This window comes from Kribbella sp. NPDC056861 (assembly GCF_040687575.1).
Lineage (GTDB): Bacteria > Actinomycetota > Actinomycetes > Propionibacteriales > Kribbellaceae > Kribbella.
Genome location: NZ_JBFBNQ010000003.1, coordinates 1,205,258 through 1,219,570 on the forward strand (window position 1 = coordinate 1,205,258; position 14,313 = coordinate 1,219,570).

Annotated in this window: 12 protein-coding genes; 7 read left to right on the plus strand and 5 right to left on the minus strand. The window is 68.9% G+C overall.

What is annotated here, in order from left to right:
- Nucleotides 1-45 precede the first annotated feature (45 nt).
- Nucleotides 46-1,347: a hemolysin family protein gene (locus tag AB0P21_RS19585; RefSeq protein ID WP_363698395.1), complete on the plus strand. Its 1,302-nt coding sequence runs from the start codon at nt 46-48 to the stop codon at nt 1,345-1,347.
- On the opposite strand, the gene AB0P21_RS19590 is transcribed toward AB0P21_RS19585, so the two are convergent.
- The 3 genes from AB0P21_RS19590 to AB0P21_RS19600 all read right to left on the minus strand — a co-directional run bounded on the left by AB0P21_RS19590 (nt 1,344) and on the right by AB0P21_RS19600 (nt 4,500).
- Nucleotides 1,344-2,594 carry an MFS transporter gene (locus AB0P21_RS19590; RefSeq protein WP_363698396.1) on the minus strand — a complete coding sequence of 417 codons (1,251 nt, stop codon included), beginning with the start codon at nt 2,592-2,594 and terminating at the stop codon, nt 1,344-1,346. The two genes, AB0P21_RS19585 and AB0P21_RS19590, sit on opposite strands and share 4 nt — an antisense overlap.
- Complete coding sequence (locus AB0P21_RS19595) at nt 2,591-3,190, minus strand: helix-turn-helix domain-containing protein (RefSeq protein ID WP_363698398.1); 600 nt, start codon at nt 3,188-3,190, stop codon at nt 2,591-2,593. The genes AB0P21_RS19590 and AB0P21_RS19595 overlap by 4 nt, the downstream gene beginning before the upstream one ends.
- A 71-nt stretch (nt 3,191-3,261) precedes the next feature.
- Nucleotides 3,262-4,500, minus strand: a complete 1,239-nt coding sequence (locus AB0P21_RS19600) for a protein kinase (RefSeq protein ID WP_363698400.1) — start codon at nt 4,498-4,500, stop codon at nt 3,262-3,264.
- A gap of 59 nt (nt 4,501-4,559) precedes the next feature.
- Here AB0P21_RS19600 and AB0P21_RS19605 point away from each other — a divergent pair, with 59 nt between their 5' ends.
- Nucleotides 4,560-7,535 carry a BTAD domain-containing putative transcriptional regulator gene (locus AB0P21_RS19605; protein ID WP_363698401.1) on the plus strand — a complete coding sequence of 992 codons (2,976 nt, stop codon included), beginning with the start codon at nt 4,560-4,562 and terminating at the stop codon, nt 7,533-7,535.
- Here AB0P21_RS19605 and AB0P21_RS19610 read toward each other — a convergent pair.
- Entirely contained in the window at nt 7,514-8,353 is an 840-nt protein-coding gene (locus AB0P21_RS19610; protein ID WP_363698403.1) for an alpha/beta hydrolase, read from the minus strand. The two genes, AB0P21_RS19605 and AB0P21_RS19610, sit on opposite strands and share 22 nt — an antisense overlap.
- Nucleotides 8,354-8,433: 80 nt before the next feature.
- On the opposite strand from AB0P21_RS19610, the gene AB0P21_RS19615 reads away from it, so the two are divergent.
- Nucleotides 8,434-8,811: a YciI family protein gene (locus AB0P21_RS19615; RefSeq protein WP_363698405.1), complete on the plus strand. Its 378-nt coding sequence runs from the start codon at nt 8,434-8,436 to the stop codon at nt 8,809-8,811.
- A 77-nt stretch (nt 8,812-8,888) separates the two neighbouring features.
- Here the strand turns inward: AB0P21_RS19615 and AB0P21_RS19620 are convergent, their stop codons facing one another.
- Nucleotides 8,889-9,878 carry a BadF/BadG/BcrA/BcrD ATPase family protein gene (locus AB0P21_RS19620; protein ID WP_363698407.1) on the minus strand — a complete coding sequence of 330 codons (990 nt, stop codon included), beginning with the start codon at nt 9,876-9,878 and terminating at the stop codon, nt 8,889-8,891.
- A gap of 257 nt (nt 9,879-10,135) precedes the next feature.
- Here AB0P21_RS19620 and AB0P21_RS19625 point away from each other — a divergent pair, with 257 nt between their 5' ends.
- From AB0P21_RS19625 to AB0P21_RS19640, 4 genes are read left to right on the plus strand one after another with little or no spacing between them, the layout of a single operon-like run.
- Nucleotides 10,136-10,936, plus strand: a complete 801-nt coding sequence (locus AB0P21_RS19625) for an SIS domain-containing protein (protein WP_363698409.1) — start codon at nt 10,136-10,138, stop codon at nt 10,934-10,936.
- A 23-nt stretch (nt 10,937-10,959) separates the two neighbouring features.
- Entirely contained in the window at nt 10,960-12,378 is a 1,419-nt protein-coding gene (gene ngcE / locus AB0P21_RS19630; RefSeq protein WP_363698410.1) for an N-acetylglucosamine/diacetylchitobiose ABC transporter substrate-binding protein, read from the plus strand.
- A 2-nt stretch (nt 12,379-12,380) separates the two neighbouring features.
- The gene (locus AB0P21_RS19635) at nt 12,381-13,379 is read left to right on the plus strand and encodes a sugar ABC transporter permease (RefSeq protein WP_363698412.1); all 999 of its coding nucleotides are present in this window, start codon (nt 12,381-12,383) and stop codon (nt 13,377-13,379) included.
- Nucleotides 13,376-14,266: a carbohydrate ABC transporter permease gene (locus AB0P21_RS19640; RefSeq protein WP_363698413.1), complete on the plus strand. Its 891-nt coding sequence runs from the start codon at nt 13,376-13,378 to the stop codon at nt 14,264-14,266. Before AB0P21_RS19635 ends, AB0P21_RS19640 begins: the two co-directional genes overlap by 4 nt.
- Nucleotides 14,267-14,313: the final 47 nt, after the last annotated feature.

Below are 14,313 nucleotides of genomic sequence, written 5' to 3' on the forward strand. Positions count from 1 at the left end.
GTCCTCTCCTGTCTATCCGGAGAGGGCGCTAGGAACCCCCAGCTCATGAACGAAACCCTGCTCAACATCGTCCTGATCTTCGTCTTCGTGCTGATCGGCGGAGTGTTCGCCGCCGCCGAGATGGCGCTGGTCTCGCTCCGGGACAGCCAGCTCAAGTCGATCTCCCAGCGCGGCAAGCGCGGCGAGACCGTCGCCCGGGTGGCCGCGAACCCGAACCGGTTCCTGTCCGCCGTGCAGATCGGCGTCACCCTGATGGGCTTCCTGTCGGCCGCCTTCGGTGGCGCGACGCTGGCCGACAGCCTGTCGCCGCACCTGCAGGACCTCGGTCTGCCCGAAGGCGTCGCGAACACGGTCGCCCTGGTGCTGATCACGATCGCCATCTCCTACGTCTCGATCGTGGTCGGCGAGCTCGCGGCCAAGCGGCTCGCCCTGCAGCGGGCCGAGACGTTCGCGCTCGGCCTGGCCCCGCTGGTCGACCGGATCGCGTCCGGCGCCCGGCCGGTGATCTGGCTGCTGTCGCGGTCGACCGACCTGGTGGTCCGCGCGCTGGGCGGCGACCCGAACGCGAACCGCGAGGTGATGTCGGACGAGGAACTGCGCGAGATCGTCTCCGCGCACGAGTCGCTCGGCGAGGAGGAGCGCCGGATCGTCGACGACGTCTTCGAGGCCGGCGGCCGGCAACTGCGCGAGCTGATGCTGCCGCGGACCGAGGTGGACTTCGTCGACGCCGAGATGCCGGCGTACAAGGCGGTCAAGTTCGCCGCCGAGCGGCCGCACTCGCGCTACCCGGTGATGAACGGCTCGGCCGACGACATCGTCGGCTTCGTGCACGTCCGCGACCTGTTCGACCCCGCGGTCGCGACCCGGTCGGTGCGGGTCGGCGACCTGGCCCGGGACGTGCTGATGCTGCCCGACACCGCCAAGCTGCTGCCGACGCTGACCGAGATGCGCCGGCGCAGTACGCACCTGGCGATCGTGCTGGACGAGTACGGCGGCACCGCCGGCATCGTCACGCTCGAGGACCTGGTCGAGGAGCTGATCGGCGACATCAAGGACGAGTACGACGAGGAGTCGCCGGAGACCACCCGGTTGCGCAGCGGTGACGTCGAGGTCGACGGCCTGCTCAACCTGGACGACTTCGCCGACGAGACCGGCGTCGAGCTGCCCGACGGCCCGTACGAGACGGTGGCCGGCTTCGTCGCCGCCCAGCTCGGCCGGGTCCCGGCGGTCGGCGACGAGGGTGCCGTCGACGGCTACAAGCTCACCGTCAAGGAGATGGACGGCCGCCGGGTCGCCCGGGTCCGCGTCCACCGCGTCAACGGGGACGAAGCGGCCGTCGTCGATTAACTGACGGCGACGGTCTCGGCGGCCGGGCTCAAGAGCTTCAACCTGCTGAGCACCACCAGCCCGCCGACGAAGAACCCGAGCCCTTGGCAGACCAGCACCGGAATGATGCCGACGGCATCGCCGAGCACACCCGCGGCGGCGATGCCGACCAGCACGGCAACGCCTTCGGCCGCGAACAATGCTCCGAAGACCCGGCCACGCGAGGCGTCGTCGGTCAGCCGCTGGATCACAGTCATCGACCCGGCGACCAGGAATGCTCCGGGCAGCCCAACCGCGACCATGCAGACGTACGCCGGCGTCAAACCGTCCCAGAACAAGGGATACAAGAACAGCGCCAGGTCGATCAACCCGAACACGACCGACCCGAACCCCCACATCTTCGCCGCCGAGAAGCGCGACCCGAGCGCGGCCGCGACCAGTCCGCCGACGATCCCGCCGACCGCCTGCGACGACGTGATCAACCCGTACGCCGTTTCGTCGCCGCCCAGCTCGGCCGCCACGAACGGCGCGAAGAGCGTGCTCATCACTCCTTCGCCGACGCCGGTCACGAGTCCGAACACGAACACCAGCCGCAGCGCCGGTCCGCTGAGGCAGATCCGGATCCCCTCCGCCCATTCGCTTCTCAGCCGCTGGATCGCGGATCCGGTGTGCACCACCTTCACCCGCTCCGGCCGATGCCGTACGCCGGCCAGCAACGCCATCGCCAGCAGGTAGGTCGCGGCATCGACCAATGCCAGCAGCCCGATTCCGCCGGCCGCCGTGAGGATGCCGCCCAGCGCGGCGCCGATCAGCCGGGCGACATCACTCGTCTGGCTGTTCAGCGCGTTCGCCGTCACCAGTTGCCGCGGCTCGACCAGCGATGGCACCAGCGACTGCTCGGCCGGCCGGAAAAATTGCTGTAGGCAACTTTGTACGAGGATCACCAGGTAGATCACCCAGATCGCGCCGTTGTCGTGCACGAACAGCAACGGCAGCAGCACGAACGCGTGCAGCAGGTTGGTGACGATCATCGTCCGCCGCCGGTCCCAGCGATCGACGAACACCCCGGCGAACGAGCCGAGCACGACCAGCGGCAGGAACGAGGCCAGCAGCAGCCCACCGGAGGCCAGCGTCGAGCCGGTCAACTGGTAGACGTGGAAGGCCAGCCCGATCCGCAGGATCCAGTCGCCGGTCAGCGAGATCAGCCCGGCGCTCAGCACCAACCGGTAGTCCCGCTGCCGCGCGAGCACCGCCCACAGGTCCTTCATTGCTCCTCCGGGTGCACCGTGACGATCCGGGTGATGTCGACCAGCCGGCTCCCCGGCGGCCGGCTGGCCTTGTCGTCGATCGGCCGCTCGTCCAGATAGCGCTGCAGCAACCCCGAGATCGCTTCCTCCAGTTCGGCCAACTCGTCGCCGGTCAGATAGATCCCGGCATGCCCGATCCCCGAGTTGTCCCGCCAGACCCGCTCCTCGCTGGAACGCCGCTGCTGCCAGTCGGCGAGGTCGCCCAACGCCCGCTCGGCCAGCAACTGCTCCAGTACGTCGGCCGCCGCGGCCGCCTCCGGTGACAGGTCCGCATCACGCCACGACTGCGACGTCGACACCAGCCGCCACGGTCGCTCCCGGTTGTCCTTGCCCGGCGCCGGCTCCACGAAGTCGTACTTCGCCAACTGCCGCAGGTGATGCGAGGCCAGCGCCTGGCTGATCCCCAGTCGCCGTGCCGCATCCGCAGCGGTCAGCGGCCCTTCCCGCCCGAGCAGCGACTGCAGGTCAAGCCGCACCGGATGCGCCATCGCCCGGATCGCCAACGGGTCGTCCAGCAACCGTCTGCGCCGCGGGTCCTCCGCTGATTCCAAAGACATGCTTGGAATATGCGCCGGACTGCGGCCTGATGTCAAGCCGTTGCTTGGAATACGGGTGAGGGAGCCGGCCGTCAGCCCGGACGTCCGGGCTTGGAAGGCTTGGAGGGCTTACTGGGCTTCGGCGGTTTCGGCTTCTTCGTCTTCTCCCCGGGCGGTGCCGACGGACCAGCCGTGGTGGGCTTGGCGCTGGTGCGTTTGGTGCTCGCCGGTGCGGTGCGTGCGGGAGCCTTCGTCACCGGAGCGACGGTCGCCGGAGCATCGGTCGCCGATCGTGACGGAGCCGGACGGGAGACAGCTGGAGTACTCGCGGACGGTGCTGGTGGTTTCAGGTCTTCGGTGGCCGGCAGCTTGGTCGTGTTCGCGTCGATCAGCAGGCCGACGGCGGCGCTGCCGGCGATCACGAGCGCCGCGCCGGCCGCGACGAGCGCGTTGCGGGACGGGCGACGGCGTACCGGGAGTACGGGCAGTACTTCGGTATCGACCTGCGGAGGTGGCGTCGCTCCGGCTGCCACCTGCGCGGCCGTCGGGCGGTCGGCGGGATCCTTGGCCATCATCCAGAACAGCAACGCCTCGAACTCCCCGGCCAGCTCGGGACGCAGCTCGCTCGGCGGGACCGGGTCGGCCCGGACGTGCTGGTACATCACCGCCACCGGATCGTCGGCAATGAAGGGCGGCTGACCGGTCACCAGCTGGTGGAGAACACAGCCGAGCGCGTACACGTCCGAGGCTGCTTCGGCCGGCCTGCCCTGCGCACGTTCGGGCGCGAGGTAGTGGCTGGTGCCGACGATCTGCCCGGTCGCGGTCAGCGTCGTCGGGGTGTCGCCGAGGATCCGGACGATGCCGAAGTCGGCGACCTTCACCAAACCGTTGGGGGTCAGCATCAGGTTGGCCGGCTTGATGTCGCGATGGATCAGACCGTGCTGATGGGCAGCGGCCAGCCCCGCCGCTGCCTGTCGCACGATCTCGAGCGCCCGCCCGGCCGCGAGCGGACCCCGCAGCTTGAGCTCGCCGCTGAGGCTGCGTCCCTCGACCAACTCCATCGCGAGGAAGTGGCCGTCGCCGTGCGGCCCGAAGTCGTAGGTGGCGACCACGTGCGGATCGGTCAGCATCGCGGCCGCCCGGGCCTCCCGCCGGAACCGCTCGATGGCCGTCGCGCCTTCACGGGTCGGCAGCAGCAGCTTGATGGCGACCTCGCGGCCCAGTACTTCGTCCGTGGCGCGGTAGACCACACCCATACCGCCCCGGCCGATGGAGTCGCCGAGCCGATAGCGCTCGGCTATCAGCTGGGTACTTGCTCCGAATGGCCTCATCTGAGGGTTTGGTACCCGTCGTCCGCAATAGCAACCAGCGGCTCGGGCACACTTCAGCAATGACCACGTCCGTGCGCATCGAGCTGCTCGGCTCGCCGCGGGTCCTGGTGAACGGCGTGGCCGTCGAAGCGGGCCGCCGGCAGCACGCGCTGCTCGCCGTACTGGCGCTGCGGGCCGGCCGGTCGTGTTCGGACGAGGAACTGTTCGACGCGGTCTGGCCGGAGGACCTGCCGGGCACCGGACTGAAGGTGCTGGCGCCGAACATCTACCGGATCCGGCGGCTGCTCGGTGACGCCGGGCTGATCGAGCGGACCAGCAACGGTTACGCCCTCCGGATCCCGCCGGTGGTGGTCGATCTGGTGGAGTTCGAGTCGCTCGCCCGGACCGGCGAACAGAAGCGGGCCGACGGTGATGCCGCCGCGGCCCGGCACGCCTACACCGAGGCGTTGACGCTGATCCGCGGCGAGCCGCTGGCAGGTCTGCCCGGCACGGCGCTGGCCGCCCAGCGACGCCGGCTGGCCGAGCGGCTGGACCGGATCGCCAGCGACCGGATCGATCTGGACCTGGAGCTCGGTCTCGCGGCGGAGCTGGTCCCGGAGCTGACGGCTGCCGTCGACGAGCGGCCGTTGGACGAGCGGCTGGCCGGTCAGCTGATGTCGGCACTCGCGGCGATCGGCCGACGAGCGGACGCGCTGGACGTCTATCTCCGGACCCGCACCACGCTGGTCGACGAACTCGGGGTCGAGCCGGGACGGGACCTGCAGGCGATCCAGCAACGGATCCTGCGCGAGGAGTCGACCGCCGGCATCCTCGACCAACTCCCGTACGCCGGACTGCCACTGGTCGGCCGAGGTGCTGAACTGACCCTGCTGGCCGCGGCACTGCAACGACCAGACCCGGCAGCGCCGCTGGTCGTCACGGTCGACGGGATGCCCGGGGTCGGCAAGACAGCGCTGGCCGTCGAGGTCGCCCGGCGGGTCGCCGCGCGGTACCCGGACGGGATCCTGTTCCTCGACCTGCACGGCCACGCGAAGGACCATCGGCCGCTCGACGCCGACGCCGCGGTCAACCAGTTGCTGACCTCGGCGGGTGTCGCCCCCGAGCGGCTGGTGGCGAGCCTGGACCAGCGAACCGCCTTGTGGCGTTCGGAAGTCGCGGGGAAGCGGCTGCTGATCGTCCTGGACAACGTCGCCGACACCAGGTCCGTCGCGCCGCTGTTGCCCGGCTCCGCGACCTGCGCGGTCCTGATCACCTCTCGACGGCAACTGACCGGTCTCGCCGTCACCGAGCGGATCGCGCTGGACCCGCTCGACCCCGCCGAGGCGATCCGCTTGCTGGCGGAGGTCGCGGGCGACGAGCGGGTCGCCGGGGAGCCGCAGGCGGCCGCTGAGCTGGTCGAGCGCTGCGGATGGCTACCGCTGGCGATCCGGATCCTCGGGGCCAAGCTGCGGCACCGACCACAGTGGACTGTCGAGTACCTCGGCCAGCGGCTGGCCAACCGGGCCAGTGACCGCCTGCAGGAGTTCGGTACCGACGACGATGGTGTCCTCAGTGCCTTCGAGTTGTCCTACCGGCAGCTCGCGCCGGAGCAGCAACGGATGTTCCGGCTGCTCAGTCGGATCCCCGGGCACGACCTGGATGCCTACGGTGGCGCCGCTCTGGCTGGGGTGACGCCGCTGGCGGCCGAGCTGACTCTGGAGTCTCTGGTCGACGCGAGTCTGCTGCAGGAGCCCACGGCCGGTCGCTACCAGTTGCACGACCTGCTGACCCAGTACGCCGGAGCTGTCGCCGCCGAGGAGCCGCCGGCCGGTCTTGAGCAGTCGACGGAGCGGATCCTGGAGTACTACCTCCAAGCCAGCGACCACCCGCAGTCCAGGATCGCCGGGATGGCCTTTGTCGACCTCTCGGGCCGGGACCCGGTCCCGCTGCCCGACCTCGACACCACGGCGAGGTCGAAGGCCTGGGGTGACGCCGAGGCGTCTAACCTGCTTGCGGCCACCCGGACCGCTGCTGCAGGGAAGCTCGACGAGTACTGCTACCTGCTGGCGCTGAGCTCAGCGCGATACCTGCATCTCCGCGGCCGGATCCAGGACCGCGATGAGCTGCTCCACCTCGGTCTGGAGGCCAGTAGGCGGGTGGGCGATCAGGTGGCCGAGGCGCGGCTCCTGAACGCGTTGGCTCGCTTGGGCAAGCCACAGCACGGCGTGCACCGCAGCATCGAGTACCTGCGACTGGGACTGGAACGGCTGCCTGCCAACGGCGATCCCGCCCTGCGCATCCAGTTGCTCGCCGGGCTGGGCAACTGCCTGAGCACGATCGACCCGCTCGGCGAGGCGATGACGACCTTGCAGGAGTCGGTGCGGCTGGCTCGTGATCTGGGCGATCAGCGGGTGCTGAGCCGCAGCCTGTCGATGATCGCCATGCACCACGCCGGTCTGCTGCAGTTCGGCCCGGCCCTGGAGTACTACGACGAGGCGCTGGCCATCCTCGACCGGCTGGGGGACCGATCGACCCAGCCGGATCTGCTCAGTGGCCGGGCCGGCGCCTGTATCGATCTCGGCCGGCTCGACGAAGCGGTCGACTCGGCGAAGGCCGCGATCGCCTTGGCCGAGGAGCTCGGTACGGCGTACAGCCTGCCTTATGCGCTTGGCCATCTCGGCCGTGCCTATCGGCTACTGGGCCGGTCCGACGACGCAGTACGCACCCACCGGCAGGCCGTCGAGATCGCGACCAGTGTCAGCTCCCGGGGAGCCGAGCTGGTCGGCCGGCTCCACCTCGGCCACAGTCTGATCGCAGCGGGCCAACCCGATCAGGCCATCGAGCAGTTCGACCACGTACTACGAACCGCCCGCGCCAACTCCGACGACTTCACCCTGGCCCGCGCGCTGGAGGGTCTCGGCGCGGTGGCCGACAGCGTCGGTGACCCCGCGACCGCGACGCAGTACTGGCAGCAGGCGGTCGACCTCCTCGACTCCCTGCATCCTCCCTATGCCGCTCGCGTCCGCGCCCAGCTTCAACGCGTTGAGCCGAGCTGATCGCGAAGCCACTCCAAGCCGGCTTCCGCATGGCCGACGATGGTGAAGTGGCTGTCGGCCGGGAAGCTCCGGAGTTCCGCCGTCGGACAGTGCTCGGCGAGCCATCGACCGTGGGAGCTGGGGATGATGCCGTCCTGCTCGCCGTGCAGCAGCAGGACCGGCGCCGTGATCGTGGTCGGGTCGCAGCCCCACGGCGTGACATAGGAGAGATCGTCGTCGATCAGCCCGTACGGCCCGGCGTTAAGCCCGCCACCCGCGACCTTGCCGAGCCAGCCCCACGGGCCTTCGAACATCGCCAGGTCGGTCGGCGTGAACTCCGGGTCGTACTCGACACCGGACGCCTCGTGCGCCGCCTTCACCTCGCGACCGCCGAGCGCCGCCCGCAAGGACGCCACGCCTGACGGCACCATCCCCTCGAACCAGTCCAGCCCCTCCACCCCGTACGGCGCGATCGCGGCGAGCGTGACCGCGGCTCGCACCCGGTTGCCCAGTACCGCTGCGGTCCCCAGTGCGTAGGACCCACCGCCGGAGTACCCGACTGTCGCGAAGCGGTCGATGCCGAGCGCATCGGCGACCTGCCCGGCGTCAGCCGCGACCGACCCGATCGTCCGGCCAGGCGCCGGCGTGGATCCGCCGTACCCGGGACGGTCGAACGAGAACCACCGCAGCCCGAGCCGGTCGGCCGCCTCGAACAGCGGCTCCGGCAGCGAGCCCAGGTTGGGAGTGCCGTGATGCCAGAGGACGGGGTGCTCGCCGCGGCCGCTGTCGTAGACGTGCAGGGTGCGCCCGTCGCCGAGCTGGAGGTCGGTCTCGTTCATCAGAAACTCCCGGAATGTCGAGAAGCTCCCCGGCGCCCCGACCTCAGCTGCGAGGATCCAGTCGACCGAAGGGAACCACCATGAAGTACGTGCTGCTCATCCACAGCAACCCAGTGACCTGGGGGCACCCGACCTTCTTACACACCGAGGAGGGCAGGAAACTGCCCAGGTCGGCCCGGGAGGCGCTGTCGGCCCAGCTGGAGGAGCTGTTCGCCGAGCTGACCGAGCGCGGCGAGCTGATCACCGCCCAGCCGCTGGCCGCGCCGCACGAGACGAAGGTGGTGCGGGTCCGGGAAGGCGTTCGCGCCACCACCGACGGCCCGTACTCCGAGGCGAAGGAGCAACTGGCCGGCATCTTCATCATCGACGTCGACAGCCCGGAGCGGGCCGAGGAGATCGCGGCGCGGATCCCGGAGGCGCATTACTACGCCGTCGAGCTGCGGCCGATCGCCACCTGAACATCGCCGCCTGAGCGCAGTACGGCCCGGTGACGGAGAGCCACCGGGCCGTAGTACAGGGGAGTGCGGGGGACGGCCTAGCTGACCAGCCGGGCGTGGTTGTCCTGGCTGGCCAGTGCCGGGTCGAGAACGCCGAGGGCGAGCCAGGTGGCGCCGCCGACCCCGTCACGGGCGGTCAGCACCTCGCCGTCGAAGTGCTCGTGAATGCTTTGCCGCAGCAACCGGCCGACCGGTGATGATTCACCCGCGACACTGCCGGCCAGCACCATCGGGCCGTTGTCCGACGTTGTCCGGAGCCGGCTGACCGTCTCTGTGAGCAGTTCCGCTGCGCGTTTCACCAAGGCGTGGGCGGTCTTGTCGTTCTGGTCGTACGCCGAGACGACGGTCCGGGCCAACTCGGCCAGCAGCACCGGCGGCCGGGAGTTCACGGTGCGAATCAGGTCGTCACGGAGCAGATCGTAGCCTTCACGCTCCGCCACCCCGCCCTCTTCGCGGGCCGGCAGGACGGCCTGGACGATCTCCTCGCCGAGCAGCCCGATCGGCTCGCCGACGTCGAGGGCGCGCAGCACACTGCGCAGCGCCTCCCGGCCGAGCCAGAAGCCGGACCCGTCGTCGCCGAGCAGCCAGCCGTGGCCGCCCGCGGTCCGGACCAGTCCGTGGTTGCGGATCAACCCGGTGTTACTGCCGGTGCCCGCGATCAGCACGGTGCCGTCGGGTGCGGGCGTGCCGGAGGCGAAAGCGACCTCCAGATCGCCGATGAAACGCGGCTCGGCGGTCAGCCCGGCCCCGGCCCAGGCGGCGTCGAACTGCGCCTTCACGTCCGGCCGGCCGAGCGCCGAGCCGCCGGCGGTCCCGATCACGGCGGCCTGCACGGTGGCCGGATCGATGCCCGCCAGGGCGGCGTGAACGGCCTGGCCGAAGTTGGCCGCGGCGGTCGCCGGGTGGCTGGTCGGGTTTCCGCCGGCCGCGGCCCCGCGGCCGATTACGTTGCCCTCATGGTCCGAGATCACGATTCGGGTAGAGGTGCCGCCGAGGTCGCCGCCCAGGACCAGTGTGGAAGCTGGCATCAAGACCACTGATTCCTTTGGTTGCGCGTGTAGGCGTTCGACCGACATAAGCGATGCTCCAAACTGCGCGAATGAGCCTAGTTGTGAACAACAACAGACAAGGTCACGCAACGGTCCCGATCTGAGAGGAACAGTGAGATGAGCCTTGACTTTAGCTGCCAGGTGAGAAAAGTTCTGTCCAGCAAACCGCAAACTTGCGCACTTGTCGGCATCAGGTGTGTCGCGGCGATCAATTTAGTCGAGGGGTGGGGCCGCTGATGGCCAGCACGGCAGACGGCAGCGAGCAGGCCGTGGGTGGCAATGAGGCAGGTTTGAGCGCGCAGGCCTTTGTTCACGCGCTCACTCCGATCATGGCCGCCGTGACCGCGCAGATCGACGGCCCGATCCAGCAGGCCGCCGATCTGGTCGCCACCTCGTTGCGCGCCGACGGTGTCGTCCAGGCCTTCGGGTCCGGGCACTCCGAGGCGCTCGCGATGGAGATCGCCGGCCGCGCCGGTGGTCTGATCGCCACCAACCGGATCGCCCTGCGCGATCTGGTGCTGCTCGGCGGTGAGCCGCCCGAGCTGCTCCGCGGCGGCGAGCTCGAGCGCGACCCGCAGTACTCCCGCAAGCTCTACGAACTGTCGGCCGCCCGCCCCGGCGACCTGTTCGTGATCGCCTCCAACTCCGGCGTGAACGGCTCGATCGTCGAGCTGGCCTCGGTGGTGAAGGAGAAGGGACACCCCCTGATCGCGATCACCTCGCTGCAGCACACCAGCGGGGTGGACTCGCGCCACCCGTCGGGCAAGAAACTGATCGACTTCGCCGACGTGGTGCTTGACAACCACGCTCCGTACGGTGACTCGGTGCTGGATCTCCCGACTGGGGGCAAGGTCTGCGCCGTGTCGTCCATCACTGCGGCCCTGATTGCGCAGATGCTGGTCGCGGAGGTTCTCCGCCGGCTGACCGAGTCCGGCGACTTGCCACCGGTCTACCTGTCCGCGAACATCCCGGGCGGCGACGACCACAACCACGCCCTTGAAGCACGGTACGTCGGCCGGATCCGTCGTACTGCTTGAAACACTCTCGGAAGGCGGGACCAATGAGCACTCCCAACAACCTGTCGCGGCGGCTGTTCCTGCAGCGCGCGGCGGTCGGCACCCTGCTGGCCACCGGCGGCAGCACGCTTCTCGCGGCCTGTGCCGGCAGCGGCAGCGACGACAGCGGTTCCAGCGGTGGTGGCGCCGACAAGACCGCGGACAACCCGTTCGGTCTGGCGGACAAGGCCACCGTCGACGCGGTGATCTTCAACGGCGGTTACGGCTACGACTACGTGACGTTCGCGGCCGACATCGCGCAGAAGAAGTTCGCGGGCTCCTCCTTCAAGGTCGCGCCGTCCACCCAGATCGCGCAGCAGCTGCAGCCGCGCTTCGTCGGTGGCAACCCGCCGGACCTGATCGACAACTCCGGCGCGAACCAGATCGGCTTCAACACGATCCTGGACCAGCTCACCACGCTGGACGACGTCTTCGAGGCGAACAACTACGAGGGCACCAAGATCGCCGACACCCTGTACCCGGGTGCCAAGATCCCCGGCACCTTCGACGGCAAGTTCGTCGCGATGAACTACGTGCTCACCCTGTACGGCCTGTGGTACTCCGACAGCCTGTTCAAGGAGAACGGCTGGGAGCCGCCGAAGACCTACGACGGGCTGCTCGACCTGGGCGCCAAGGCGAAGGCCAAGGGCAAGTACCTGTTTGCCTGGGGCAAGGAAGCCGCCACCTACTACCACACGATGGCCGTCGACGGCGCCATCAAGGAGGGTGGCGACGAGGTCCGGCTGGCGCTGGAGAACCTGAAGGAGAACTGCTGGTCGATGCCGCAGTTCCAGGGCATCTTCAAGGCCCTCGAGACGATGGTCAAGAACGGCTACTTCATCCCCGGTGGCGCCGGTACCCAGTTCACCGCCGCGCAGGCCAAGTGGAGCAACGACCAGCAGGCCATCCTGTACCCGTCGGGCTCGTGGATCGAGAACGAGATGAAGAAGGCCACCAAGGCCGGCTTCAACATGAAGGGCATCCCGGAGCCCACCCTGACCGAGAGCCCGAAGCTGCCGTACGAGTCGCTGCGCAGCGCGGCCGGCGAGCCGTTCATCATCCCGGCCAAGGGCAAGAACGTTGCCGGCGGCAAGGAGCTGCTGCGGGCCATGCTCTCCAAGGAGGCGGCGACCAACTTCGCCAAGACCCGGCTGGCGCCGACCATCGTCAAGGGCCTGGTCCCGGCCGACGGCTTCGGCTCCACCGCGCTGCAGTCGCAGACCGCGATGCTGGACGCGGCCGGCACGAACATCTTCGACTACCAGGTGTTCGGCCTGTACGGCATGAACACCGACCAGCTGGTGGTCTGGAACTCGTTCCTGTCCGGCCAGCTGGACGCGGCCGGCCTGACCAAGGGCCTGCAGCAGATCACGGACAAGGTGCGCAACGACAGCTCCGTCAAGAAGATCCCGGTCACCAAGTGACCATGACGCAAAATGTCGTGCCGGGCGGCGGACCCCAAGGGTCCGCCGCTCGGCGGCGCCGCCGGCCGCTGACCTTCGACCGGGTCAGCTTCATGGTCGTGTTCCTCGGCCTGCCGCTGGCGGTCTTCGTGATCTTCGTGGTGTCGCCGTTCATCCAGGCGCTGTACTACTCGCTGACCGACTGGTCCGGGTTCAGCTCGGGGATGAACTTCGTCGGCTTCGACAACTACGTCAAGCTGTTCCACGACGACATCTTCCTGAAGGCCGTCCGCAACAACGTCCTGCTCGCGGTGGTCGTGCCGATCGTGACGATCCTGCTGGCGCTGACGCTGGCCACCCTGGTGACGATCGGTGGCTCCGGCACCGGCACCGTCCGGGGGCTGCGCAACTCGGGCTTCTACCGGATCGTCTCGTTCTTCCCGTACGTGATCCCGGCGATCGTGATCGGCCTGATCTGGGCCCAGGTGTTCACCCCTGGCTCGGGCGTGCTGGACGCGGTGCTGTCGAAGATCGGGCTGGAGGGCTTCGAGAACTACGCCTGGCTCGGCGACGCGCGGACCGCGATGCCGGCCTCGATGTTCGTGATGGTCTGGGGCTTCGTCGGCTTCTACATGGTGCTGTTCATCGCCGCCATCCGGGGCATCGACCCCGAGGTGTTCGAGGCGGCCCGGATCGACGGCGCCGGCCGGTTCCGCACCGCGGTCTCGCTGACCGTGCCGCTGATCCGCGACAACGTGCAGACGGCGTACGTCTACCTCGGTATCGCCGCCCTCGACGCCTTCGTCTACATGCAGGCATTGAACCCGGGCGGTGGGCCGCAGAACTCGACCCTCGTCATGCCGCAGCAGCTGTTCACGACGGCCTTCAGCAAGGGCCAGTTCGGCTACTCGACGGCGATGGGCGTGGTACTGGCCCTGGTGACGATGCTGTTCGCGCTCCTGGTCTTCACCGTGAACACCCTGACCGGGGGAAGTAACCGGATTGCGAAGGGACGACGATGACCACCACCGCCGACCGGGCTGACGTAGTCTCCAGCTCCCGCACCCCGGACAAGCCGTACCGCGAGGGCAGAGGTGTGGCCACCGCCGCCCACGCCGCGCTGATCCTGTGGTCGCTGCTGGTGATCCTGCCGCTGGTCTGGACCGTGCTGTCCTCGTTCAAGTCGTCGCAGGAGGTGCTGGGCAACCCGCTGTCGCTGCCGAGCAAGCTGCGCTTCAGCAACTACGCCACCGCCTGGACGACGGCCGGCATCGGCCGGTACTTCGTCAACACCGTGATCGTGGTGGGCGTCGCGCTGGTGCTGGTGATGATCCTGGGCGCGATGTGCGCGTACGTGCTGGCCAGGTTCACCTTCCGCGGCAACCGGGTGATCTACTACTCGATGCTCGCGGGGCTGACCTTCCCGGTCTTCCTGGCGATCGTGCCGCTGTTCTTCGTACTGAAGAACCTCTCGCTGCTGAACACGCTGCCAGGGTTGATCATCACCTACGTCGCGTTCGCGCTGCCGTTCACCGTGTTCTTCCTGCACAGCTTCTTCAAGGCGCTGCCGGGCGAGATCTACGAGGCGGCGCAGATCGACGGCGCCGGAGAGTGGCGGACCTTCTTCTCGGTGATGCTGCCGATGGCCCGGCCCGGGATGGCGTCCGTTGCCATTTTCAACTTCCTGGGGTTGTGGAACCAGTTCCTGCTCCCGGTCGCGCTGAACACCGACTCGAACAACTACGTGCTCTCGCAGGGCATGGCCTCGTTCGCGTCGCAGGCCGGCTACGCGGTCGACTTCGGCGCGCTGTTCGCCGCCGTGGTGATCACGGTGGCGCCGGTGCTGGTCGTCTACATCATCTTCCAGCGTCAACTGCAGGTCTCCGTGACTGCCGGAGGCGTGAAGTAGCTCTACTGGCTCAGATCGGCCCGCTCGTCACCGTGGTGACGAGCGGG